This is a genomic window from Marinomonas vulgaris (assembly GCF_018145875.1).
Taxonomy (GTDB): domain Bacteria; phylum Pseudomonadota; class Gammaproteobacteria; order Pseudomonadales; family Marinomonadaceae; genus Marinomonas; species Marinomonas vulgaris.
The window spans coordinates 1-25810 of sequence record NZ_JAGSSV010000033.1 but is presented as its reverse complement, the minus strand read 5'-3'; the positions used below and the strand labels follow the sequence as shown (position 1 = coordinate 25810).

The following is a 25810-nucleotide window of genomic DNA, read 5'->3' as shown; positions in this document are numbered from 1 at the left end:
GGGCTATCGCCACAGAAGGCTGAAGAAGAGTTCTTTAAAACTTATAACGAGGTGGCCAGTTTTAGTTGACCACCACATCGCTTTGTTGTGAAGAAGGTTGGTTAATTGCTCTTCTAATAAACCGCGATAATTATCTTGTGCAAGTCCAATAAAGGCTTCATAAGAAGGATGAAACACATCTTTATCAAGCCCAAATAATAGATAACAACCATTACTCCACTCAATCTTGCGAGTTGAAATGTCCCAAAGCCAAGAACCCATTTTTGCGGATTTCTCAGCGTCTTCTAGCAAGCCATTAGAGTGTTGTAACTCATTTCTTAGATCTTCTAGTTCGGTTCTTTGGTGTTCTCTTTCTTCGTAAGCCATACGCAGTTCTGCATAGGCTGTCTGAAGTTCTTCGTTTGTAGATTGCAGCTCTTCGTTAGTGGTTTCAAGCTCTTCGTTAGAGCTTTGTAACTCCTCATTAGAGCTTTGTAACTCTTCATTCATTGACTGCATTTCTTTATTCGAAGTTTCTATTAACCCGGCGGCATTTTATATCTTCTAAGCGGCATAGCAGATTGACCTATGCTTAAAGTACTTTTTAACTCGATCTGGATGCTTCTGTAACATTCTCATATGTGAGACCACTCTTCCTTTTAAAGCTTGTTCATTCTTTGGCGCATCACCAGTGTGGATACCTGCTTTTAGATCACAATTTAGGTATTCATCTGGGTTAAGTTCAGGTGAGTATGCTGGCAAATAAAAGACTTCTATTTGCTCTTTGATTTTTGGCTTAGCCAACCACTCTTTCACTAACTTTGCATGATGGACTCGAAGGTTATCGAGTATCAGAAAAATCTTTTTCTTCGACGAGGAAATGAGTCTTTTCATGAAGCGAATTAATACTTTAGCGGTCATCGTATCGGAATAGGTCATAAAGCGAACCGTTCCTTGGTTTGTGACAGAAGAGATCATATTGAGACGGCAGTGCTTCGCTGGAATAACTTGGACTGGTGTTTTGCCTTTGGGAGCGAAACTACGACCATGCTGACTGTCGTTACGAATGCCAGTTTCATCACCCCAATGTATCTCCGCGCCTTCATTCTCCGCTCTTTCCTTGATTAAAGGGTACTCTTGTTCAAGCCATTTGGAGACTTTTTGTGGGTTCTGCTCGTAAGCCTTTTTCAATGGTTTTTGTGGTGTAAAACCCCAGCGTTTTAGATAGTCTCCTATCGTTCTAATGGGCATATTCTTTCCCCACAATTGCTTGATGAGTTGTTGGATTGCCCGCCGCGTCCACAAAGCAAAATTCAACTTACACTGATCCGGCATTTTATCTGTGATTTCTTGTTGGATGCGAGCTTCTTGCGCTTTGGTTAAGCTGCGAAATGAACCTTCTTCGCGGCCACGTTTCTTATACTCGAAGCTGTCTTTTCCACGTTTTAAGTAGTCTCTATACCAACGACCAACGGTGTCGATATGGACTCCAGTCACTTCTGATATTTCTTTCAACAAGAAACCTTTATCACGCAGTTTAACAACTTGCTTTCGTAGTCTAGCAAGCTCGGAAGTGGTCAGTTTTCGGGTGTCTATTTTTTCGTTCATTTGGTAATTATATCAGATAATTATTGCCGCCGGGTTAATAATTCTTCGATAACATTTTGTAGTTGTTCTTTTGTTTTTAATAAAAGGCGCTGTTGCTCTACAAGTACCGCTTGGTTCGTTGAATCGTGACTGTCTTTGGTTAATACTGGAATATTAACGGGTTCTTCAATCTGTGAAAAAATAAGAATCAATGAGCCAACAGGGCCTTCTCGTTTGATAGAAATTAAAATTAATTTCACCCAAACATCTTTACCGTCTAGATTAAAAGACTGGAAGCCGGTGTTTGCAATATCTTTGCCACTTTGTAATTGATGAAATGCACTGCGTAAATCAATAGAAAGCTGTGGATGAAGGTTTTTAAAAATATTATTGGTTGGCAAACCAGAAGGGCGAATAAGTAGCTTATTTTCTCCTTCTGTGAAAATAATATCCTGATTTTCATTCACCAACATAGCATTTGGTAAAACAAACTCTTTGAGAGTGCTCGAAATAATATTCGAAAATTCTTCATTTAATTTAGTGCGTCGAGGGCTTTCTTGTACAGATTGCTCTTTGTAGTCAAGGGCTTTCTTTTTAATATTAGTTGACTTCCTCTCTGGAGGAAGTTTTTTGCCGACAAATAAGGCTTCATAGATCTTATTTGTTTTAGACAGGGGGCGATATTGCTCTTGAAAAACACCAATAGATTCGGATTGACCTAACATGAGTATGCCTTTCGGGTTCAAAGCATAATGAAAGGTAGGAAGAATTTGGCGTTGCAATTCAACCGTAAAATAAATCATTAGGTTACGACAAGTAATAAGGTCTAGGCGTAAAAATGGTGGATCATTATTAATATCATGAACTGAAAATATAACATGAGATTTAATAGCCTTAGTAAGCTCAAATTGATCATCGTTCACCAAAAAGAACTTATCTCGAATCGCTTTAGGTAAATTCTGAAGTGCAGACTCTGGATATATAGCATTACGAGCAAATTCAATTGCATTTTTGTCAATATCAGTGGCGAAAATTTGTATTTTATAATCACTGATTCTTTCGCCTAGTATTTGGCTTAATATAATGGCAATAGAGTAAGGTTCTTCCCCTGTAGAACAACCTACACACCAAATACGTAATTCTTTGCTTTCTTTATTTTGAATATAATGAGATAGCTCTCTATCTAAGCTATCGAAGGCTCTAGCATCACGGAAAAAAGAGGTAACCCCAATCAACATGTCATTAAATAATAGACTGACTTCTTCAGGGTGCTCGGTTAGATGCTCCAAATATACCTTAGTATCATGAATACGAAGTGACGTCATTCGACGGTCAATCCGACGAACGATGGTGTTCTCTTTGTATAAAGTGAAATCGACTTTGCATTGCTTTTTCAAAATATTAATGATGCCGTTGTAGGTTTCCCTAGAAATGGCATTTTCATTATCCACAGAGCGTCGACGAGGGAAATGCATAATATTTTTTAATTCAGTACCAATCTCAGTGGACTGAACAATCAAATCCACATTGCCTGAATTAATGGCGGAATTAGGCATGCCATCGTATTTGGCATCTTTTGGATCCTGGACAATGCCAAAACCGTTTTCACCTTTAATGGCACGGATACCACGACTGCCGTCGGTCCCTGTTCCTGATAAAACAATGCCAATTGCACTTTCCCCTTTTACTGAAGCGATGGACTCAAACAACATGTCAACAGAAGGGCGAGGTGTACGACGAGTTTCAGGGTAGCTGATGAGGCTAATACGGTCTCCACTGGTGATTTCTATATTGAAATTCGGTGGGCAAATGTAAGCGTGATTAGGTTCAAGTACTTCGTTGTCAACAGCACTGGTAATAGGGATAGTACAGCCTTTTTCCAGTAAATCGACCATCATACTTTTATAAGAAGGGGACAAATGCTGAGCTACGACAAACGCCATATTTGTATCAGTTGGCAAGTTAGACAGCATCGACTGCAACGCTTCTAATCCGCCGGCACTCGCTCCAACACCAACGACTGTAAGGTTTGGTCGTGTAATGGCAATATTGTCATTGGAGTTGATATTTTTTGACATAGCGCATCTGTCCGTTCGTCGATAAAAAAGGAAGTATCTTATTCATTAATGTCGTTTTGTGTAATAAAACATGAACAGGACTCATTTCCTTGAGAGTTGTGCACGGTAACAACTTAAATCGAAAAATGGTTAGATACAAAAATTAACCTTCATTCTAACCATTCCAAAAGCATTTCACACGTGTTTAGCAAAAAAATTGTAGTGCAACAGGCTCTTATGTAAAGAATTTGAACCAATATCAACAAAATGATCTATTTAAAGGCAAGAAACTATTAGATGACTTACTAGCAGGAAAAAGCACCTTGGGAAATCGACAATGGATTCGCAAAGTGCTTTTTTTATTTTTTTGCAAATAGAGAACAAGGTGGTTTATGGCTTTGTTCTTCTATCTGCATAAAGTGGGACTTATTTACAAATGCAAAGCGCGAACTATTTAAACGAAATTGACGCTAAGATTTGGCGTTCACCTTCAAATGGTTGACGCGCATGCAGTACGGCGTGATTATTCAGCCAAAGCACATCGCCAGGTTTCCATGCGAAGTTAACACAGTTTTGATCCATCTGCTTGATAAGCTCGGCCATGACCGCATCGTCCATGGTGTCGCCATTGGCAGTAGTGACGGCTTTTCGACCTTGGTTGCGAGCATCGTCCCAGCCGGAGTACACGGCGACAATAGAGTTAAAAAATACTTTTTGTTGTGTTTCTTCGTCATAGCGAATGGCATCTAGCACTTTGGTTTCAGTTTTTAAATTACCGTCATCCAGCCACTCCCAGCGCATACCTGCTTTGGTCATTTCGGCTTCTGCATCGGCTTTGGTTTGTACGTTAAATGTTTCTTTCCAAGATCGACCAATTGGCGAGTTAGTATCGGTGACTTCAGGCATAACACGAACGTAGCGAACGCCTTGCTCTTCTACTTTTTTGGCAAATTCTGGGTTAATGGCGAAGAATTTTTCACAGATTTCACCAGAGTGCAAAATAGACGTTGCACCACCAGAAGTAGAAGCTTTTTCGCAATAAAAGAAAATGTAACCTGGCGGTGTAGGGACTTGTGCCATCTCATGGTGAAAAGGAATGGTTTCAGACGCTGGGGATTCATTTGCTGTGACAATTCGTGACGCAGTCACTTGTGTGCGTGGCGCAGCGCCACCCACATAGGGCATGTTTTGGTAGTCGGTTTGATCCAGCATTTGTTCGAATAATGATGAAGTGCCAACCGGGAAACCGCGAAACAGTACAGCCCCATGTTTGATTAGTAAATCATGAAGTTCAGCCTTATTGCCTTCGACCCATTGCAAAAATGTTGATTCGTTCTGTGCGGTATCGGCGTTGTCGGGGGTAACTAACAACGGAAAATCCAACCCATTTACTTGTTTTTGTTCTTCTAGTTTGGAAATGATAATACTCATGTGTTCTCCCATTTAATATTGGGGGTGATTGGCTGCATCTTGTTTTCTGCTTACAAAATGCATCTACCAAACACTCTAATTAGAATTGATTAATAAGTAAATCAATAGTGAATGAATTTACTCTAAAAAATGCCATGAATCACTTTAAGTAATTGATTTTAATGCTATTAAAAATTATTTCTTAAAAAGAAAAGCCATCGTCTTTTAAGGTGACGGCTTGTCCGGTTTGCGCAGAGTGTTGCGCAGCAAGACCAATCACAACGGCCCTTAGGCCATCTTCGATAGAAACGTCTACAGATGAGCCTTGGGTAATGGCGTTAAAGAACCCAAGATGCTGGTAATAAGTAGAGCCGTTATGATCACCGGCAGCCAGTAAGTTTTCGTCTACTGGAATGTCTGCTTCGATCGGTCCTTTTGGCTGGCGTGGGCTCAAGACAACTTTTGGAATAGGCGCCGCTCCTAGTGTGGCTTCTGGCCAAAAACGACCAGGACCGGGCACAAAGCATTCTAATTTTGCTTGTGGACCAATAGCGCATATTTCTTCTTGGTAGCGTGATCCTTCGGCAAACATATTAAGATCTAAGTTGGCGCGCTGGCCATTGGCAAAGTCAACAATGACAAAGGCATTATCGATGATGTCTGGCGTTTGGCCTTGATAACTTTCATCAAGGTGGTTGCAATCTTGGCCAGTTGACGCGTAAACACGAGTTGCTTCTGACTCGGTTAATAAGCGCATGAGGTCAAAAAAGTGGCAGCATTTTTCAACTAGGGTGCCACCTGTTTTGTTATTAAAGCGATTCCAATCTTGAACCTTTTCTAAAAATGGAAAGCGGTGCTCGCGAATGCTGAGCATTTTTAACGGGCCGATATCGCCATTCAATATTTGTTTACGAAACTGTGCAACCGGTGGCATGTAGCGATATTCCATGGCAACCCAAACTGGTGCCGGATGCTTAGCGGCTGCGAGGCGAATTTTGTCTACCTGACTAAGATGACTGACAACGGGTTTTTCTACCAAAATAGGCAAACTTGTTTGCTTAAACAATTGCAGTAATTGGTCCGAATGTTGGTAATTAGGAGTGGTGATAACCAAGGCATCAATAACGTTGGCGGTTAGCATGTCATCCAGTGAATTATAGAAGTCTACGTTGGGCACTAAATTAAGACAGCGTTGGCGCATCCCTTCATCTGGCTCGACGATAGCAACCACGGTGGCTCCTTCGATGAGTGCGATGTTTCTTAGGTGTTCTTGCCCCATCATGCCGCAACCTAGCATGCCGTATCGAACAGATTTTTCCATTGCTATAACCTCTTATTATTGTGTGGTAGTGGTGTATTTTCTTTGCGTTGTGAACCTTGTTTCGTCGCTAGTGCCAGCGGGCAAAGTAGCGACATTTCGTTGGGTCATACCAAGTGATAGAGAATTCTTCCACTTTGCCTTCGTTTGACCAACTGCGTCTTTGTACTCTTGGCAAAACCTGTTTTGGGCTCAAATTAAGCCGTTCTGTTACCCAATCGGGCGCCGCTTGACAGTCAATTTCATCTTCGACACGACTAATCCAAAAGGAGAAGTTTTCGCGATAATGCAAATAGAGAGATTCATGCAAATCCTTTGCTTTTAATGTGGGCGCGTGGGCGTGACGAAACCAAATTTGCTCAACGGCAACCAACTGACGATTCAAATAACGTAAGCGTTTAAGACACCATAGTGTCTGATTGCTTTGCATTTGTAGTTGTGCCAGTACTTCGGCTTGGTTGTCCTCTTCCAAGGATAAGTTGTCTGCTGTTGGTACACCGCCGCCGTCAAGTAATTCAAGGTGAAAGAACTGATAAATAGCACGTCCGCCCGACGCTCGTTTGACATAAGTACCAGACCCCTGACGGCGTTCTACTAAGCCATCTTCTTCGAGTTTAGCAAGCGCTTTTCTTAAGGTGCCAATAGCAACCCCTAGAGTATCTGCAAGCTTGGCTTCAACCGGTAATCGCTCGCCAGGAAGCCAATGGCCTGCAGCTATTTCTCTGTGCAGTAACTCGCCTATTTGAATGTAAAGGGGTAACTGTTTTGGTTTGTTTTTATCAGTCACTGTGCGCCTCTGTTTATCAACGTGCCCTACGAAATCATGGTTTCAAAATGCGAAGGGTAAAATAAAGAAAAATTCATTCACTATTGATTTACATCAATAGAATACACTGATACTGTAAATATACAACTCTCTTAGGAAGTGCAAACAGACCGAACTGGCTGCAACAAAACCTATTGAGACACCTATAATAATAAACGGTACAGCGTTTAAAATTTGGAGTCATTGACAATGCAAATGGTTCAACTTGGAAAATCAGATGTTCAACTAAGTCGTCTTGTATACGGTGTTTGGCGTTTAGGGGATGCTGATGATGTGTCCGTGTCACACATTCGAGAAAAAATTGATCTTTGTTTGGGGCAAGGTATCAGTACTTTTGATCATGCCGACATTTATGGTGATTACGAATGCGAACGCTTATTTGGTCGAGCTTTGGCTAAAGACCCAAGCTTGCGCTCTAAAATGCAATTAATTTCCAAATGCGATATTGCGCTTATTTCCGACAAGTTCCCTCAGCGTCGTGTGAAATTTTACGACACCAGTGCACGCTACATTGAAAGCAGTGTCGAACAGAGTTTACAAAACCTCCATACCGACTATTTAGACTTGCTGCTGATTCATCGCCCTGATCCATTTATGAATGCTAGCGAAACGGCTAAAACGCTAGACGGCTTAATCGAATCGGGTAAAGTTCGCGCCGTTGGTGTTTCGAACTTTGATGTATGGGATTGGCGCTTGTTGCAATCTTACATGACTCACCCTTTGGTGGTTAATCAAGTAGAGATGAGCTTGTTAAGCCGAGATACCTTCACCAATGGCCAATTGTCTGCAATGCAGTTGGATGGATTGGCGCCTATGGCGTGGTCCCCCCTTGCTGGCGGTGCTTTGTTTCAAGAGTCGGCTACAAATACACGTCTTGCACCCATCTTTGAGCGCATTTGTCAGCAGCAAAATTGCACTCTTGATCAAGCTGCCGTCGCTTGGCTGTTGGCTCACCCTGCCAATATCTTACCGGTAGTGGGGACCAATCATCCAGAGCGAATTAAAACGCTTTCCGATGCGATGGACATTCAGATCGATCGAGAAACTTGGTTTGAGTTGCTAACGGCCGCGGCTGGCCATGAAGTACCTTAAGTGTTGTTCCACTAAAGTACCTTAAGTGTTGTTCCACTAAAGTACCTTAAATAATCGTATGCGATGATGCGAATAGTCTCTTCGCATCTTTATGCCATCATAATAAAAATAACAGTTTGTGGAGCAAGATATGATCATTTTGCAAAAGGTCGTGCAGGCGTTATCAAGGTTGAATGACGTGATTGGCTTTATCGGTCGTCATATCGCTTGGGTACTGGTAAGTGCCATGATCAGTATTATTCTGTTACAGGTTTTTTGTCGTTACGTATTAAATGGTGCTCTGCCTTGGCCGGAAGAGGCAGCACGCGCCTTGATGATTTGGATGATGGCTGTGGTCGCCGGAGAGGCTTATCGAAAAGGCTCTTTTGTGGCGATTGACATGCTGTTATTCGCTTTACCAGAACGTGCCTCTCGGGTTCTAAAGTTACTGCTATTAGTCGTCGCTGGTTTGGTGTTATTGAAATTGGTGACATTGGGGATCGATTTCTTTGAGCGAGGCTTTCGCTCCAGAGCCGCTTCTATTCATATCTCTAGGGCGTGGATTTACTTAGCGATGCCTGTGTGTTTCTTCACTATGCTTTTAGCCAACATAGAGCTCTGCTTACGCGAAATAGGCTGCCTTTTTGGTGACAAAAAAGACTTTGAGTTGTCTTTTTCGGATCAAACTGGCAGCGCTGCGTCGGAATGAAATTCGAGCAGTGACACACCACATAGACTAAAAAAATAACAAGAGATTGATACTATGTTAGCGCTATTTTTACCTTTATTTTTGGTTCTTTTATTAATCGGTATGCCGGTATTTTTCTCCATGCTGGCGGCTCCAGGCTTGCTTTTGTATGCGACAGGCATGGAACGCGACATCTCTTTATTATTTCGCAATATTTATAATGGCATCGATTCTTTTCCATTGATGGCGATTCCGTTTTTTATGTTGGCTGGTGAGTTGATGAACCGAGGCGGTATTACCCTAAACTTGGTGCAATTTTCCCAAGCTTTTATAGGTCATGTTCGCGGTGGTTTAGCTCACGTTAATATTTTATCCAGTATGTTGTTTGCAGGCTTATCCGGCTCGGCAGTAGCAGATACCTCGGCGATTGGCTCTATGATGATTCCTGCTATGGAAAAAAACGGGTATAGCCGTAAATTTGCCGCCGCGATTACTGCTGCGTCTTCGGTGATTGGGCCTATTATTCCGCCATCCGGTATTATGATTATTTATGCTTACACCATGGAAGTGTCGGTTGCCGCCTTGTTTGCGGCAGGCATTGTGCCTGGCATATTGGTGGGTGTGGCTTTGATGGTCGTAGTTGCTTTAATGGCGAAGAAATACGACTTCCCCATTGCTGGCCCAAAGTCTTCTTGGCAAGAGCGTGGTCAAGCGACGAAGAGTGCTATTCTGCCTTTGTTTGCCCCTGTGATTATTTTGGGCGGAATAATAGGCGGCGTTTTTACGCCAACAGAAGCCTCTGCTGTGGCAACCGCGTACGCCCTGATTATCAGTGTTTGGGTGATGAAAACGGTTAAATTGTCTGATTTGCCCTCGATTTTTATTAAGGGTGCCAAAGCCTCTGCTGTGGTGCTTTTGTTAGTAGGTTCGGCCATTGCTTTTAAAACCGTGGTGAGTTTATCCCACAGTGCAGAGATTCTGGCTGACTTCGTGCTGACTATCAGCGATAACCCGCTCATGTTATTGTTTTTAATCAATATACTGCTGTTTATTGTTGGTATGTTTCTCGATGCGGGTCCCGCCATTATTATCTTAGGACCCATCTTAGGGCCTATTTTCATTAACCTGGGTATAGACCCAGTACATTTCGCTATTATTATGAGTGTTAACTTAACTGTTGGTTTGGCAACGCCGCCTATGGGGTTGGTGCTCTTTGTCGCATCGAGTGTGTCAGGCGAACGGATCGAATCCATTTCTAAAGCCATTTTACCCTTCCTAGCAGTTGAGGTGGTGGTGATCTTTCTCATTACGTTTTTCCCATCTCTGTCCATGACAGTACCAAGGTTGCTTGGTTTGGTGTCTGGATAGTGTTTTCAATCGCAAAGCAAGATAACAAAGAGGACAAATCAATGTTCATGAAAACAAAAATAAATCATGTGATTGCTGCAACGTTAATGAGTGCAGGTGTGTTACTAGGGGGGGCTGTACAAGCGGCTGACTTTAATTTGCGCGCGGTCGCCAACTCTAATGAAAACGATGAAGATTACGACGGCCTAGTGGTGTTTAAAGACTTTGTTGAGTCCCACTCAAACGGCCGGATTGCGGTTGATATTTTTATGGGGTCACAGCTTTGCAGTAACGGCGTTGAATGTTTAGAGTCCCTGGAATATGGCTCATTAGATGTGTATATCTCTACCACAGGGGGCGCAGCATCCATGTACCCCTATGTACAAGTATTGGATCTACCATATTTGCTACCTGATGATCGAGTGGCAGAAAAAGTGCTGGAAGGAGATTTCACTAGAGAGCTGCGCAAGCAAATTCTTGATGATTCAGATGGTATGGTTCGTTTGATGACCATTGGTAACACGGGGGGCTGGCGTAACTTTGCTAACACTAAGCGAACTATTACCTCTCCCGATGATTTGGATGGTTTAAAGATTCGAACTGTGGTGGCGGATCTGCCACAGGAATTAGTGCGATCAATGGGCGCAAGCCCAACTCCGATTCCTTGGGGTGATTTGTTTACATCATTCCAGACTGGTGTAGTAGAAGGCTCTAAAAATGGCATCACTGATATCATGGCGATGAAATTCACCGAAGCGGGATTGAAGTATCTTACCTTAGATGGCCATGCTTATATGTCTGCGCTGTGGTACATGAATAACGACACCTTCATGGATATGCCCGAAGACCTTCGTCGTGTTATGGTGGATGGTTTTAGCGCCTTACAACAAGCGACTTTCGCTTCGCCTAAACGTAAGTCGATCCAGGCTTATCAAGATTTTTCTAATACAGGTGGCACCTTATATGTGCCTACCCCAGAAGAAAAAGCTCAGTTTAAAGCGTCTGCAGAACCAGTATACGACTGGTTTAAAGAAAACGTCGAAGGTGGTGAGAAGTGGTTTAACCTCTTGTCTGCATCAGCTCAGCAAGCTCAACAGGAGATTGCTGTTGAATACGAGAAAGATCTAAATTAATTAGATTTTGTCGAATAAAGTCTGCTATTGGACGATTTGAGAAATGCTAAAAATTCCTGCCACTTGGTGGGGATTTTTGTTTCCGAAATAACGAAAATCCACTAGAAAAATGCCTATTCGCTTCAAACTAAGATAATCTGTTGTTTTATCTTTATGGGCTTATAAAATTTTCATAGGTAAATTTTTACTGTGAAATTATACAAACCCTACGTTTTGTGCGTGAACTGATTGGCAATTATATTGTATAATTTAGGGTCATTGCATATTAGCAATAAGGCGCTCAAAACAGGGTCTTATCGAAACCAGTGTTATAACAAATCTAATAGTCTGAAAATACAATAAAAAGTGGTGAGCATGGAATTAAAGCGTATTCGCAACAGTGGGTTGCACACAAAGGTAATGTCAGCTGAACAAGCTTGTGACTTCATTGAAGATGGCATGACAGTTGGTATGAGTGGTTTTACACGTGCAGGAGAGGCGAAAGCGGTTCCTAAAGCGTTGGCTGAAAAAGCGAAGCTGAATCCATTGAAAATTAATCTGATGACAGGCGCGTCGTTGGGTAATGATCTGGATAAATTACTTACTGAAGCAGGTGTGCTGGCTCGCCGTATGCCGTTTCAAGTAGACAATACTTTGCGTAAAGCTATTAATGATGGCAAAGTAATGTTTATTGATCAGCATTTGTCTGAAACTGTAGAAATGATGCGCAACAAGCAGTTAGAAATGCCTGATGTGGCGATTATTGAAGCTGTTGCAATTACCGAAGAAGGTCACATTGTACCAACTACCTCGGTTGGCAACTCTGCAAGCTTCGCAATTTTCGCGAAAAAAGTCATTGTAGAGATCAACATGCTGCACAAGCCCGAATTAGAAGGTTTGCACGACATCTATATTCCGAGCTACCGCCCAACTCGTACACCTATCCCTCTTGTGAAAGTGGATGACCGTATTGGTAGCACTGCAATTCCTATCGACCCGTCTAAAATTGTTGGTATCGTGTTTACTAACCAAAGCGACTCTTTCTCTACTGTCACAGATCCAGACGAAGAGACTGGTATGATTGCCAAGCATTTGGTTGAATTCTTCGAAGGGGAAGTAGAAGCAGGGCGTTTGCCTTCTAATTTAGGACCTCTTCAAGCCGGCATTGGTAACATTGCTAACGCCGTTATGATGGGCTTGTTAGACTCTAAGTTCACTGGTCTTAGTATGTACTCGGAAGTGCTACAGGACTCTACCTTCGATTTAATTGACGCGGGTAAATTAGATTTTGCATCTGGTTGTTCCATCATTTTGTCTGAGCGTATTAACGCGCAAGTTTTTGATAATCTAGACAAGTACCGCGATAAGTTGGTTTTGCGCCCTCAAGAAATGTCGAACCACCCTGAGCTAGTTCGTCGCCTTGGCATTATCGCAATCAACACTGCATTAGAATTTGATATTTACGGCAACGTAAACTCAACTCACGTTTGTGGTACGAAAATGATGAACGGTATTGGGGGTTCTGGTGATTTCGCCCGTAACGCCAATATCTCTGTTTTCGTTACCAAGTCTATTGCTAAAAACGGTGCTATCTCAAGTGTTGTTCCTATGGCTAGCCATGTGGATCACACCGAGCATGATGTTGATATTCTTGTAACAGAGCAAGGTTTGGCCGATTTACGTGGTCTTGCGCCACGTGAGCGTGCAATTGAAATCATTAACAACTGTGTTCACAGCGAATACCGTGGTTTGTTGCTAGATTACTTTGAGCGTGCTTGCGAGCGTGGTGGTCATACCCCACACTTGCTTGAAGAAGCTTTCAGCTGGCATTCTCGCCTTGAGCAGCAAGGCAGCATGAAAGCGTAATGGTAGATAGATAAGTAAAAACCCGTAATCAGAAAATCTGCTTACGGGTTTTTTTTGTGTTTTACAAAATGTATTTTGTTTGTGCAGGTTATTTTAATTGCCTTTAGTGCTTAAAGCGTACTACGAGTTCGTGTAATTCATCCGAGATGTCTTTTAAATGGGTAATACTAACGGATAACTCATCAGAGCTTTGTGTGCTGCTGTCGGCAAGGTCAGAGATATTAGCAACTTGTGTTTTGATGTCGCCTGCAACGTAGGCTTGTTCTTCTACCGCCGTTGCCATTTGGGTAGACATGGTGGCGATTTGGCTCACCGCCTTTGAAATACCAGCAAGCATTTCACCGCTTTCAATAACGTGGCTTAAGCCTTCTTCCGCATCTCTTGAGCCATCTTCGGAGATTTTTACGGCATTGTCAGCGCGTTCGGTAAGTTCCTCTACTATGGTATAAATTTCTTTGGTGGATTCTTGGGTGCGATGGGCTAAATTGCGCACTTCATCCGCCACCACGGCAAAGCCACGACCTTGCTCGCCGGCCCTGGCCGCTTCTATGGCCGCATTTAATGCCAGTAAGTTCGTTTGTTCGGCGATCTGTTCAATCATTTGTGCAGCTTGGGCAATCTTTGTTGTTTGGTCTGAAACGCCATGCACAGAACGACCGATTTCTTGCACTGTGTCTTTGAGTTTCACGATTGCGCTGTGCGTGATGTTAGCTACCTGGTTGCCGTCTATAGCCAACTGATTAGCGGTTTCAGCGTGGGTGGCGGTATCGCCAACGTGTTTTGATACTTCGGCAATGGCTGACGTCATTTCATTAATGGCGGTGGCGACTTGGCGAGTTTCGGTTTGTTGGCTTGATATGGCTTGTTGTGTTGACCCTGTCAGCCTTGAGCTTTTTTCAGACTCTCTTGCCACACCTGCAGCCGCACTTTCAATACGAGTGATCACAGTGTCTAAATGCGCGAGTTGGCTTAATATAGAAACTTTAAGCTCGCCAATTGCGCCATTGTCGTCTGTGTAAGAACTAACCGCTAATGGATGGGAAAAAGCGTCTTTTAGTATGGTATTTAGAGAGGTGAAGGCTGTCTTTGTTTGGTTGGATATCCATGCGGCATAAATGATAATGGCCATAAATATTGTGACTTGTGAAATCAGTGTGTAACCGAAGCTGAACAGTGCTGCATAACCACCTAGTGCAACAATAAGAAAAAGATTGGCAAGGGAGACAGGTAAGTGTGGCTTGGGTTGCTTGCCTACATTAATGTTCTGGTAAAGCTTTTCAGTACGTCTTACATCTTCTTTTTTGGGGCATGAGCGAACAGACTCATAACCAACAACTTGTCCATTTTCCGTGACCGGAGTCACGTAGGCATCTACCCAATAGAAATCGCCGTTTTTACAGCGATTTTTAACCAATCCCATCCAAGGTTTGCCAGCATTTAGGTGCTCCCACATGACTTTAAATGCCTGTGCAGGCATATCAGGGTGACGCACCACATTGTGCAGTTGGCCGATTAGTTCATGCTCTTCAAAACCGCTGATGTCCACAAACGCCTTGTTGCAACTAAGGATAATGCCTGCTTTGTCTGTAACGGATATGAGCTTTGTATCACGATCAAAGGTCTGTTCATTGTTGGTGACGGGCATGTTGTTACGCATTGAGAATCCTTTAAAGCGCTGAAGAGTGGGTGGTTTTTGTGTTTTTATTTTTTGTAAAAAAACGATCAGAGCTGATGCGCTTTTGAAATCAAATTAATCAGAATTTTCAGCAATATACATTAGTAGAGATAAATATAAAAAATATTAATGTTGGGTTTTGTAACAAAGGATAAAAACAGGAATTTTTAAGAAAACAAAAAGACACATTATGGTGAGTTTTTTCCTTAAATAAAGTGCGTCTTTTTCTTATTGATAGACTATGTTTTTTCTAAAATAAGGGGTTTTTTAATGATTTTTTGCGTTTATTAATGGCTTTTAGTGTGATTTTTAGCATTTATCGGTTTTATGTTTCTCTTTTTTCTTTCACTTTAATATCCTTTTATAGATAGGAATCACGCTATGATCTTCAATTTTCGACTACAAAAAGTTACAATTGGGTCGGTTCAGGGTAATCAATAGTAAAGATAATCGTGTAATTATAGACATAGGTAAAAAGGCATTTTTACGTTGCTTTGGCGATGATTGAGACGCCATCCTGCGTAGGTCAGCTGCACTGTATTTGTGCGTAAAAAAGCCAGTAAGAACCCTCATTTAATTGTTATGTTGCCAGCATTGCAGCTACTCGACTCAATCAAAGTAAAACAGAGTTAGAGACGATGCTTTTCAGTATTTCGATATAAAGACGTTTTTGTCATTCAGGCATTAAGCGTTGACATTTACCAAAGACATCTTGTGTTTGACATTTCTGTTAGCACACTAGGGAGAAAAAAATTGGAACAAATCCTTGTTGATGATTTATCAGGCGTAAAAGTTGTTGGTTTCGACTTATACACCAAAGGTTCAGACGGTCAGGACGTCGTTCTCCAAGATGCTTTGGTCAAAATTGCTTCGGGTGAGATGGAGATTGTATCGGGTGGTGAGGCTGTTTCCATCACGGACATTATCTCTGCGTCTAATCTTAACCTTGATCAAGTTGAAAACGTCTTCCTTGAAAATGTGTTAACAGAAAATGGCAAAGGCGCTGGTGATGGCGTTGTATCTGAAGAGGAAGAAGTTCAAGACGAAAGTGAACTTCGCTTGCAACAGCTAGTAGAAGAAGCGGCTCGATTAGAAGCTTTGCAGGAAGAAATCGCAGCGAAAGAAGCGGAATTGCAAGCACGAGAAGCCGCTTTAGCAGAAGAAGCCGAGGCGGAAGCGGAAGCGCAGGCTGCCGCAGACGAAGCGGCGGCTAATGAATTGGCAAGCAGTGAAAACCTCATTGACGGCTCTTCAGATATCGAAGACTTTGTGATCGAAACCCAAGAAGAGTCGGTGGATTTACCCGATCTGGCGTCAGAAGAATCGGAAGAGACAGCGCGGGAAGACTTGGGTACGGGAGTGAAAAAAGTACTGCCTCAGCCACAGATACAGCAAGTAACCGTGTCTTCGTCTAGCTCATCATCATCTTCGTCATCTAAAACCGGTGACATCGTCGAAGAAAAAGAAGACGTTAAATTAACGCTGGCTTTGGCCAGTGAAAGTGATTCTGCTACGGTTGGCGACTTCATCACCAACATTAACTCAGGCTTGAATTTTACCGGTACCGCGAATGCGGGTGCCAGCATCACCTTGACGTTAAACGATGTGGTCGAAACCACCACAGCCGATGGTACTGGTGCTTGGTCGGTTGCTTTTGCAGGTACTCTTGCTGATGCCAGTTATCCTGTGCTTGTGTCCACTACGACAACGCTTGGCGGCACAGCGTCTCTTAATAAAACGCTTGTTATCGATACAGTAGCGCCAACACAGCCCGATGCCAGTTTGTCCGCAGACAGTGATACGGGCGAAAGCGATACTGACACCATTACCTTCGATGCCACAGCGAAGTTTGAAGGACAGGGTGAGGCTGGAACCACCATAGAGCTAACTATTGACGATCGCACTTATAAAGGCGACGTCGGTTCAGACGGTAGCTGGTCGATTACTGTCACTACAGCTTTGACAGACGAAGTGGATAAAGAATACCAAGTGGTATCTGTAGACGATGCGGGTAACCGGTCACCAAGTTTTACCAATACCCTAACGGTCGACACTGTTATCAACTTAGAAGGTGGCCTTAGTGACCTTCGGGACTCGAATGTAGTTGGCGATGAAGTCACTAACATTACCTGGCCTACTTTTAACGGTGCGGGGGAGGCGGGCGCAAAGGTTGTCTTGACACTGAATGGCATGACTTGGAATACCACTGTCTCCAATGCTGGCACTTGGTCGTTTGATCCAGAAATGCAGTTAGAAGATGGCCGCTACGAATACACCTTAGTTGCCGAAGATGTGGCAGGTAACACTAAAACCCTTAACAACACTTTAATTATTGATACCCAGCCACCAGAATTAACGGCCCGTCTTGATGAATCTAGCGATTCAGGCGACAGCCGTTCTGATAAATTAACCAACGATGTATCGCCTAAATTCTCCGGTACGACGGAAGCAGGTATTACTGTTGAGTTCTATGAAGGTGAAGATCACACCGAGAGTGACGAACCCCTTTTTAAAACGACTTCGGATAGCAATGGCGATTGGTTCATTCAGTTTGATGATTCATTGCCTCAAGGTATCTATAAATATCATGTTGTTGCCACCGATTTGGCGGGCAACCAAACCGTTGTAAGCGATCAGATTGAAGTCGATACCGAGACCACGCTTACTGGCGGCCTCGATGCAGAATCAGACAGTGGCGCCTTGTCGGACGACAATTTGACTAAGGTTCAGACGCCAACGTTTTCTGGCACAGGAGAGGCAGATGCCACTGTTGTTCTTACTATTAATGGTCAGAATTACAGTACCAAGGTAGACGCCAGCGGCAACTGGGCTGTGACCGTGAGCGATGTCTTAGACGCCGGAGATTACGATTACAGTGTTGCCGCGACAGACAAAGCAGGTAACCAAGCCACGACGGAAAACGGTAGTATTACGGTTGATATCAGTACCGATGTGACTGCTCGCCTTGATGCCAGTGAAGACACTGGGCGTTCTGATGCAGACGCGGTGACAAAAAACACCTTGCCTATGTTGTCAGGCACTGGTGAGGCCGGTGCCACATTGGTTTTGACCGTCAACGACGAGGTGCAAGCCACAGACATCGTCGTCGATGCAAGCGGTAACTGGCAATACGCTTTCCCCTCGGTTTTGGCCGATGGCACCTATTCCTATCAAGTGGATGCGACGGATTTAGCGGGCAACACTGCAAGCACGACCGCGAGCTTTGTCGTCGATACGACGATACCGACGCCCTTCACCGCGGTAATGGATTCCAGTAGCGATTCTGGCAGCTTGTCAGACGATTACCTTACCAGGGTCACCATGCCGACGTTTTCAGGAACCTCGGAAGCAGACAGCGATGTGACCTTGAATCTTTATCAAGATGATGAACTGGTTTTCACCGACCTTGTTCGAGTTGGCAGCGATGAAAGCTGGGCGCTGGCTGTCACAGAAGCTTTGGCAGACGGCGATTACCGCTTCGAATTGTTTGCCAATGATGCGGCAGGCAACCAAACGGCGTCTGTTTCTCATGCTTTAACCATAGACACAGTGGCGGAGTTGTCGGGTGGTTTGTCTGCCGACTCTGATTCTGGCGTGTCAGACTCGGATGACCTGACTAAAAATGCCACACCGACCTTTAGTGGTGAAGGAGAAGAAGGGGCTCAAGTGAGCCTTACGATCGATGGTGAAACCTACAGCACGACAGTGGACAGCGATAAAAAATGGTCGATTACTGTTCCGACTGATCTAGTCGATGGCACGTACGAATACACACTTAATACCGTAGATTTAGCAGGCAACACCCTAGAAGGTGAGGCGGTGTTAACGGGCAGCATTGAAGTCGATACCCAAGCGCCGGAACCTTTTACCGGTCGACTTGCCGCGCAATCTGACTCTGGAAGCGACCAGAACGACCAACTCACTAACGAGACTCAGCCAGTCTTCGAAGGAACGGTTGAAGTGGGTTCTACCGTTACCTTGACCATTGCTGGTCAGAGTATATCGGCCAACGCAACGGTTGATGAAAACGGCAACTGGCAAGTGACTGTGCCAACAGAACTGGCTGACAGTGATTATCAATACACGCTAACAGCGGAAGATGCGGCAGGTAACACCACAGAACTGACGGGCGATTTCAAGGTCGATACCGTGACCACCTTGAGCGGTGGTTTATTAGCCGAGAGTGATTCTGGCGACAGCAGTAGCGATACCATTACCAATATAACCACGCCGAGCTTTGGCGGTACTGGTGAAGTGGGCGCAACCGTTGTATTAACCATTAACGAGCAAGCATTTTCTGCTGTTGTGGATGCCGCGGGTGATTGGACTATTACCGTTAATACAGACTTGCCTGAAGGCGATATCGACTACACCCTAGTTGCGACGGATCTGGCAGGCAATACGGCGCAGCAGTCAGGTCAAATTACGGTTGATACTCAAACCTCAGTAACCGCCAATCTGTCAGCACAAAGTGATTCAGGTGAGTCTAATAGCGACGCCATCACCAACAACACAACACCCTTTTTCAATGGTCAGGGTGAAGCGGGCGCCAGCATTACCTTGGCGATTAATGGCGAGAATTACATAACCAAGGTGACCGAAGCAGGCACCTGGTCTGTGCAAGTGACCGATGCCTTACCTGAAGGCGATCATACTTTTACGGTAACGGCCGTCGATGTGGCGGGCAATACCGATGTGACGTCGGATTCCATTACCATTGATACCAAAGCGCCAACGCCTTTTGATGGCGGACTGGCCGCAGACAGTGACACGGGTGCCAGCGACAGCGATAACATCACCAAAAATACCACTCCGTTCTTTAGTGGTAATGGCGAAGCCGGTGTTCGAGTAACACTTGATATTGCTGGTAACGTCTATGAAACGACAGTTGATAATAACGGCGAGTGGAATCTTCAAGTTACCAATGCACTCGCTGATAGCGTGCAAGATTACCGTATTTTAGCCACAGACGTGGCCGGTAACGAAAGCGAATTCACTGGTAAAATTACCATTGATACACAGGTTACATTGACGGGCGGCTTAAACAGCGCGAGCGATACGGGCTCTTCTTCTACCGATACGATTACTAACGACACGACACCGACGTTCAGTGGTACGGGCGAAGTGGGTGCCGCGATTGTGGTGACGCTTAATCAAAAACCATATTCAACGACTGTGGGTGACGATGGTAATTGGACGGTAGTCGCTAACGATGTATTAGCGGAAGGCGACTACAACTACAGTATTAAAACTACGGATATCGCCGGTAATACCGCATCTAAAACGGGTCAGTTTTCTGTTGATACGACTGCACCGCTGAATTTCAGTGGTGGTGTGGATTTGTCCTCCGATACGGGTCGTGCGTCAGACGATGGCATCACACAAACTCTTCGTCCTACTTTTTCTGGCGCTGTCGAAGTGGGCAGTACGGTGTCCTTGTTGATCGCTGGAAAAACGTATAAGGCCACGGTTGATGATCAGGGAGAGTGGGCACTTACCTTGCCTACCGCTTTGTCGGTGGGTGAGCATGAATACACGCTAAGCGCTACGGATGTAGCGGGTAACACCTCGACAATCGATCAATCTATTACCGTTGATAACGAGACCAGCTTGACCGGTGGCTTAGCGCAAACCAGTGACACAGGCACATCCAACAGCGACGGTTACACAAAAGACACCACACCAATATTTTCTGGCACCGCTGAGGCGCTGGCGGATGTTGTTTTAAGCATTAATGGCAAAACCTATTCGGAACGAGCGGATCAAAGCGGTAACTGGAGTATCGAGGTCAGTGACACTTTAATTGATGCGGATTATATCTACTCGATCACTTCGACCGACATTGCCGGCAACCAAGATTCAGTCGATGGCAGCATTACCATAGACGCCACGACGTTCTTAACAGCGAAGTTGGCGACGAGCAGTGACACAGGGGCGTCCAGCTCAGACACCTTGACGAAAGACGACACGCCGACCTTTAGCGGAACCGCAGAAGTCGGTGCCACGGTTACCTTAATCATTCAAGGTGCGACCTATACGGCAACGGCTAACAGCAGTCAGGTGTGGTCAATCGATGTGACAACGCCATTAGAAGACGGTGAAATTGACTATACAGTGTCAGCTGTCGACAAAGCCGGCAACGAAGAAACCTTCATTGGTCAAATTACCCTAGATACCCAAGCGCCTGAATTTGCTGGTGGCTTGAGCAGTGAATCCGACAGTGGCGAATCGTCAACAGACGGTATTACCAATGATTCGAAGCCGGCTTTCTCAGGAACGGGTGAAGCTGGTGCGAGTGTGTCTTTTGTTGTTGCAGAAGAAACCTACCCTCTAGTAATCGACGCTAACGGTGAGTGGCAAGTATCAGTTGATACGACTTTAGCCGATGGGTCTTACGATTACAGTGCCACCGCAACAGACAGTGCCGGTAACGTGAGCACATTGAGCGGCTCGATTTTAGTCGATACGGCCATCCAATTTAGCGGCAGATTAGACGCAGCATCGGACACAGGTGTCTCGAATAGCGACAAGATTACACAAAGCACCACACCGACCTTTTCGGGTACGGGTGACAGCGGTGACAAGGTATCTCTTCTGATCAATGGTGTTACCTACAATGAGACCATCGACAGCGATGGCAGCTGGTCAATCACTCTCGATCAAGCTTTATCCGATGCCGCTTACCCTTACACTTTAACGGCAAGCGATACGGCCGGTAACCAAAAAGTCTTCAAAGACACCATTACGGTCGATACCACAATGCCAAACGCGTTGACTGGTGGCTTGGCTGTCGCGTCAGACACAGGGTCATCTTTTAGCGACGGTATTACCAAAATTACGGCGCCTGTTTTTTCCGGTACGGTAGAGCAAGGTGCTCAAGTCACACTGGTGATTAATGGCCTTCGTTATGACGCTACGGTCGATGATCAGGGCGCTTGGCAGGTTGACAATGTTACGGCCTTGCCAGATGGCGAGCACAGCTATCAAGTCATCGCCACTGATGACGCGGGTAACGAGCGCATCCTAAATAAAACCGTTACCGTTGACACCAAAACCACCTTGACTGGCGGTTTAGACACAGCGTCTGATACAGGCGACAGCAGCACGGACGGCTTGACCAAAAACAGCCAGCCAGAATTTTCCGGCGCCGCAGAAGCGGGTGCTGAGGTCGCTTTGACCATTGGCGATCAAACCTACAGCACCACAGTCGACGAAAGTGGCGCATGGTTAATCCCGGTGACCAATGAACTAGACGATGGGCAGCAAAGTTACACGATTGTGTCGACGGACATCGCCGGCAACCAGAAAACCTTGTCTGGCAGCATCGACGTAGACACAGTGACCACTCTGACGGCTCGCTTACAAAGCAGCAGTGATTCTGGTTTGTTGAACTCAGACGGTGTAACCAATGTCACCACCCCGACTTTTACAGGTACTGGTGAGACTGGTGCAACCATTAGCGTTAACGTGGAAGGCGTGCCTTATAGCACTGAGGTTTCCGATTCTGGTACCTGGAGCCTTCAACTAGAAACGGCACTCGATGAAGGTGATTATTCACTGACCTTTATTGCAACGGATACGGCAGGCAACACCACGCAAAAAATTGTTGATATCACCGTGGATACTTTAGATCCAACGCCATTAACCGCTGAGTTGGCAACAGACTCAGACACGGGTGTATCGGACACGGACGGCATTACCCAAAACCTCCAACCAATCATTCAGGGAACGGGGGAAGCGGGTGCGCGTATTGCTGTGATTGTGGATGGCAGCACTTTATCAACGACAGTAACGGAAAGCGGTGAGTGGTCTGTTCAGCCATCAGAACTTAGTTCTGATGGTACTTTTGCTTATCAAGTCACTCAAACCGATTTAGCGGGTAACACTTCGACGTTAGCAAGTTCTTTTGTTTTGGATACGAGTGCGCCAACTATTCAGGGCGGCTTGATTCAGCTCGACGACTCTGGGCTTTCGAACACTGATGGCATTACCAATGTTAATACGCCAACGTTTAAAGGCACCGCGGAAAAGAGTGCCGCGATAGCCTTGCAAATCAATGGTGATAGCTACACGACCACGGCTGATAGCAATGGTAACTGGACGATAGAAGCGACCGACGCCCTGCCAGAAGGCAACGTGGATTACAGTATCTCAGCTGAAGATGTTGCAGGTAACAGCTCAACCATTAACGGCACCATGACGATAGATACCCTAGCGCCAACAGGATTAACGGCGGCGCTTGAGCAAGACAGCGACAGCGGTTCATTGCAGACAGACAAGCTTACCAAGGTGACGACACCTTATATTGGTGGCCTAGCAGAAACAGGCTCTACGGTTGTGGTCACCATTAATGGCCAGCAATATTCGACGGTGGCTACCGATGGCGAATGGCGTGTTCAAGTCACTACGTCATTGCCCGATGGCAATCACGCATTCAGTGTGATGTCCACCGATACAGCAGGCAATAGCTCTGCAGCCGTAACGGGGCAGTTCGATGTAGACACCAGCACCTTTGTGTCGGGCAAATTGGCTGCCAGTTCCGACACGGGAAGCAGCAACAGCGATAATTTGACGCAAAACGACACGCCTACTTTTGTCGGTACGACTGAGGTTGGTGCATCCGTTGTACTGAACATCAATGAAAATTCCTACAATGCAACGGTTGACGCTTTAGGCAACTGGACTCTGAGCATTCCTGCCTCACAACCCTTACCAGAAGGCGAAACAAGTTACACCATTACCGCCACAGATTTAGCCGGTAATACAGCCGTCACAAACGGTTCTGTTATCGTTGACCAAACAGCGCCAACGCCATTCACCATAGAGTTGGCGTCAAGCAGTGACAGTACCATTCAGGGCGACTCGTTAACCAACATCAACACGCCAACTATTCAGGGTAGCGGTGAGCCGAACGCCACCGTTGAGCTTTATGTGGGCAACCAAACTCAAACCACCACAGTGGACAGCGATGGTAATTGGTCGATTACGTTAAATACATTAGCGGATGGGCTTTCCACCATTGAAGCCACCGCCACGGATGCGGCTGGTAATGAATCAACACTAACATTGCCAATCACCATAGACACAGTGACCACTGTCACTGGTGCGATGAGCGCGGACAGTGACAAAGGCTTCTTGAACACCGACGAAATCACTAACGTCACCACGCCGACCTTTAACGGTACAGGCGAAGCAGGCGCGACCCTGGTGTTGACGATCAACGGTAACCCTTACGAAACCACCATCGGCACCGACGGTAATTGGTCGGTAGAGGTAACGGATGCCTTACCAGAAGGCGATCATGACTACAGCATCACGTCGACCGACGTGGCGGGTAACACAGCGACCGACACCGGCACAGCAACGATCGACCTTACCGATCCTGAAAACTTCACCGGTGGCTTGGATGCGAACAGCGATACCGGCACCAGCGATTCTGACAAACTCACCAATGACACCACGCCGACCTTCACGGGAACGGGCGAAGTGGGCTCCAAAGTGACGCTTAATTTAGATGGTCAAAACACAACCGTCACCGTGGATGGCGATGGCAACTGGAGCATCACCCCTGATGCGGCACTGGCCACAGCAGGCGACTACGACTACACCCTCACCGCACAAGATGTGGCGGGCAATACCAAACAAATCAGTGATACGTTTGAATTGGACTTGGTGGCGACACTGAGCGGCCGTCTGGACGCCGACAGCGACAACGGCTTCAGTGACAGCGATAATCTCACCAACATGACCACCCCGACCTTCACCGGTGCAGCGGAAGCGGGCACGGTAGTGACTCTGACTATCAACGGCAAGCCTTACAGTACCACGGTGGCTGCAGGTCAAACTACCTGGTCGATCACGGTTCCTGAGTCCGACGCTTTAACCGATACGAGCGGTGATACAGAGAGCGGCACGGATTATAACTACACCATCAGCGCCGTGGATTACGCGGGCAATACCGCTACGCCAGTGACCGGCACACTGACACTGGATACAAGCAATCCAACGCCGTTAACCGGTGGTTTAAAAGCCGATGCGGACAACGATACCGGTCGTTCTGAAACCGACACCATTACGAATAATCGCTTACCGACGTTTGAAGGCACGGTAGAAGAGGGTGCCAAAGTCACCCTTAAGATCAACGGTGGGGTATACCAAGCGACCGTGGACGGCACCACCTGGACCTACACCTTACAGGCAGGCGAAATCCTGCCGGCCAATGGCACGCTCAATTACACCATTGAAGCCGAAGACTCCGCGGGCAACATCAGCACCCTCAGTCGTTCTATTACGGTGGACACGACGAATCCAGCCGTGACCAGTGCTTTGGCGGCAGAGAGCGACAGCGGTGTGTCGAACACTGACAACCTGACCAATGACACCACACCGACCTTGAAAGGCACCGCCGATGTAAACGCGGACATCGTGGTGACGATCTCAAGTACCGGCAAAACCTACGAGACTCAAGCGGACACCGATGGCAACTGGAACATCACCGTACCAGCGGGTGAAGCGCTGAGCGAAGGCGAGCAAAATTACACGGTCAAGGCGACCGACGTGGCGGGCAACACCACCACGCTTAATGGCGACCGCTTTACCGTCGACACCACGGCCCCTACGACCCTAACGACTGACTTGGCCACGGCCAGCGACAGCAGCGATTCGCGTAACGCCACGGGTACCAACAGCGATGGCATCACGAATGACACCACACCGACCTTAACGGGCGCGGTGGAAGCCGGCTCGACGGTCAAAGTGACCCTAAATGGCAGCACGTTTGACGCCACCGTGACCGGCACGAGCTGGAGCTACACGCCTAGCGCGGACTTGCCACAAGGCACTTACGACTACAGCGTGGTGGCCACGGACGCCGC

At 45.8% G+C, this 25810-nt stretch carries 13 protein-coding genes; 6 read left to right on the top strand and 7 right to left on the bottom strand.

Features of this window, described 5'->3' with window-relative positions:
* Positions 1 to 3: 3 nt before the first annotated feature.
* The 6 genes from J9B83_RS14880 to J9B83_RS14855 form a co-directional block, all read right to left on the bottom strand.
* Positions 4 to 489: a hypothetical protein gene (locus J9B83_RS14880; RefSeq protein ID WP_211537604.1), complete on the bottom strand. Its 486-nt coding sequence runs from the start codon at positions 487 to 489 to the stop codon at positions 4 to 6.
* 54 nt (positions 490 to 543) lie between these two features.
* Positions 544 to 1587 carry an IS630 family transposase gene (locus tag J9B83_RS14875; protein WP_236037344.1) on the bottom strand — a complete coding sequence of 348 codons (1044 nt, stop codon included), beginning with the start codon at positions 1585 to 1587 and terminating at the stop codon, positions 544 to 546.
* Between the two features lie 20 nt (positions 1588 to 1607).
* The gene (locus J9B83_RS14870; RefSeq protein WP_211537603.1) at positions 1608 to 3644 is read right to left on the bottom strand and encodes a chemotaxis protein CheB; all 2037 of its coding nucleotides are present in this window, start codon (positions 3642 to 3644) and stop codon (positions 1608 to 1610) included.
* Between the two features lie 429 nt (positions 3645 to 4073).
* Positions 4074 to 5054 (bottom strand): TauD/TfdA family dioxygenase, encoded by a 981-nt coding sequence (locus J9B83_RS14865; RefSeq protein ID WP_211537602.1) that lies wholly within the window; start codon positions 5052 to 5054, stop codon positions 4074 to 4076.
* A gap of 181 nt (positions 5055 to 5235) precedes the next feature.
* Entirely contained in the window at positions 5236 to 6354 is a 1119-nt protein-coding gene (locus J9B83_RS14860; RefSeq protein WP_211537601.1) for a Gfo/Idh/MocA family protein, read from the bottom strand.
* Positions 6355 to 6421: 67 nt separating this feature from the next.
* Positions 6422 to 7138, bottom strand: coding sequence for a GntR family transcriptional regulator (locus tag J9B83_RS14855; RefSeq protein WP_211537600.1), 717 nt, complete (start codon positions 7136 to 7138; stop codon positions 6422 to 6424).
* A gap of 228 nt (positions 7139 to 7366) precedes the next feature.
* Here J9B83_RS14855 and J9B83_RS14850 point away from each other — a divergent pair, with 228 nt between their 5' ends.
* From J9B83_RS14850 to J9B83_RS14830, 5 genes are all read left to right on the top strand, one after another.
* The gene (locus tag J9B83_RS14850; protein WP_211537599.1) at positions 7367 to 8269 is read left to right on the top strand and encodes an aldo/keto reductase; all 903 of its coding nucleotides are present in this window, start codon (positions 7367 to 7369) and stop codon (positions 8267 to 8269) included.
* 130 nt (positions 8270 to 8399) lie between these two features.
* The gene (locus tag J9B83_RS14845) at positions 8400 to 8957 is read left to right on the top strand and encodes a TRAP transporter small permease (RefSeq protein ID WP_211537598.1); all 558 of its coding nucleotides are present in this window, start codon (positions 8400 to 8402) and stop codon (positions 8955 to 8957) included.
* 54 nt (positions 8958 to 9011) lie between these two features.
* Complete coding sequence (locus J9B83_RS14840; protein ID WP_211537597.1) at positions 9012 to 10304, top strand: TRAP transporter large permease; 1293 nt, start codon at positions 9012 to 9014, stop codon at positions 10302 to 10304.
* Positions 10305 to 10351: 47 nt separating this feature from the next.
* Complete coding sequence (locus J9B83_RS14835; protein WP_236037343.1) at positions 10352 to 11416, top strand: TRAP transporter substrate-binding protein; 1065 nt, start codon at positions 10352 to 10354, stop codon at positions 11414 to 11416.
* A gap of 354 nt (positions 11417 to 11770) precedes the next feature.
* Positions 11771 to 13261, top strand: coding sequence for an acetyl-CoA hydrolase/transferase family protein (locus J9B83_RS14830; RefSeq protein ID WP_211537595.1), 1491 nt, complete (start codon positions 11771 to 11773; stop codon positions 13259 to 13261).
* A 103-nt stretch (positions 13262 to 13364) separates the two neighbouring features.
* Here J9B83_RS14830 and J9B83_RS14825 read toward each other — a convergent pair whose 3' ends face one another.
* A complete protein-coding gene (locus J9B83_RS14825; protein ID WP_211537594.1) occupies positions 13365 to 14918 on the bottom strand; it encodes a methyl-accepting chemotaxis protein in 1554 nt (517 codons plus the stop codon).
* 771 nt (positions 14919 to 15689) lie between these two features.
* Here J9B83_RS14825 and J9B83_RS14820 point away from each other — a divergent pair.
* Positions 15690 to 25810: Ig-like domain-containing protein (locus tag J9B83_RS14820; RefSeq protein ID WP_211537593.1), on the top strand; the 10121-nt coding region annotated here is incomplete at its 3' end.

What these genes read in the sequence shown, in the direction of transcription:
- J9B83_RS14880 (WP_211537604.1), bottom strand. Translation starts at nt 489, where the DNA reads ATGAATGAAGAGTTACAAAGCTCTAATGAGGAGTTACAAAGCTCTAAC.
- J9B83_RS14875 (WP_236037344.1), bottom strand. Translation starts at nt 1,587, where the DNA reads ATGAACGAAAAAATAGACACCCGAAAACTGACCACTTCCGAGCTTGCT.
- J9B83_RS14870 (WP_211537603.1), bottom strand. Translation starts at nt 3,644, where the DNA reads ATGTCAAAAAATATCAACTCCAATGACAATATTGCCATTACACGACCA.
- J9B83_RS14865 (WP_211537602.1), bottom strand. Translation starts at nt 5,054, where the DNA reads ATGAGTATTATCATTTCCAAACTAGAAGAACAAAAACAAGTAAATGGG.
- J9B83_RS14860 (WP_211537601.1), bottom strand. Translation starts at nt 6,354, where the DNA reads ATGGAAAAATCTGTTCGATACGGCATGCTAGGTTGCGGCATGATGGGG.
- J9B83_RS14850 (WP_211537599.1), top strand. Translation starts at nt 7,367, where the DNA reads ATGCAAATGGTTCAACTTGGAAAATCAGATGTTCAACTAAGTCGTCTT.
- J9B83_RS14845 (WP_211537598.1), top strand. Translation starts at nt 8,400, where the DNA reads ATGATCATTTTGCAAAAGGTCGTGCAGGCGTTATCAAGGTTGAATGAC.
- J9B83_RS14840 (WP_211537597.1), top strand. Translation starts at nt 9,012, where the DNA reads ATGTTAGCGCTATTTTTACCTTTATTTTTGGTTCTTTTATTAATCGGT.
- J9B83_RS14835 (WP_236037343.1), top strand. Translation starts at nt 10,352, where the DNA reads ATGAAAACAAAAATAAATCATGTGATTGCTGCAACGTTAATGAGTGCA.
- J9B83_RS14830 (WP_211537595.1), top strand. Translation starts at nt 11,771, where the DNA reads ATGGAATTAAAGCGTATTCGCAACAGTGGGTTGCACACAAAGGTAATG.
- J9B83_RS14825 (WP_211537594.1), bottom strand. Translation starts at nt 14,918, where the DNA reads ATGCGTAACAACATGCCCGTCACCAACAATGAACAGACCTTTGATCGT.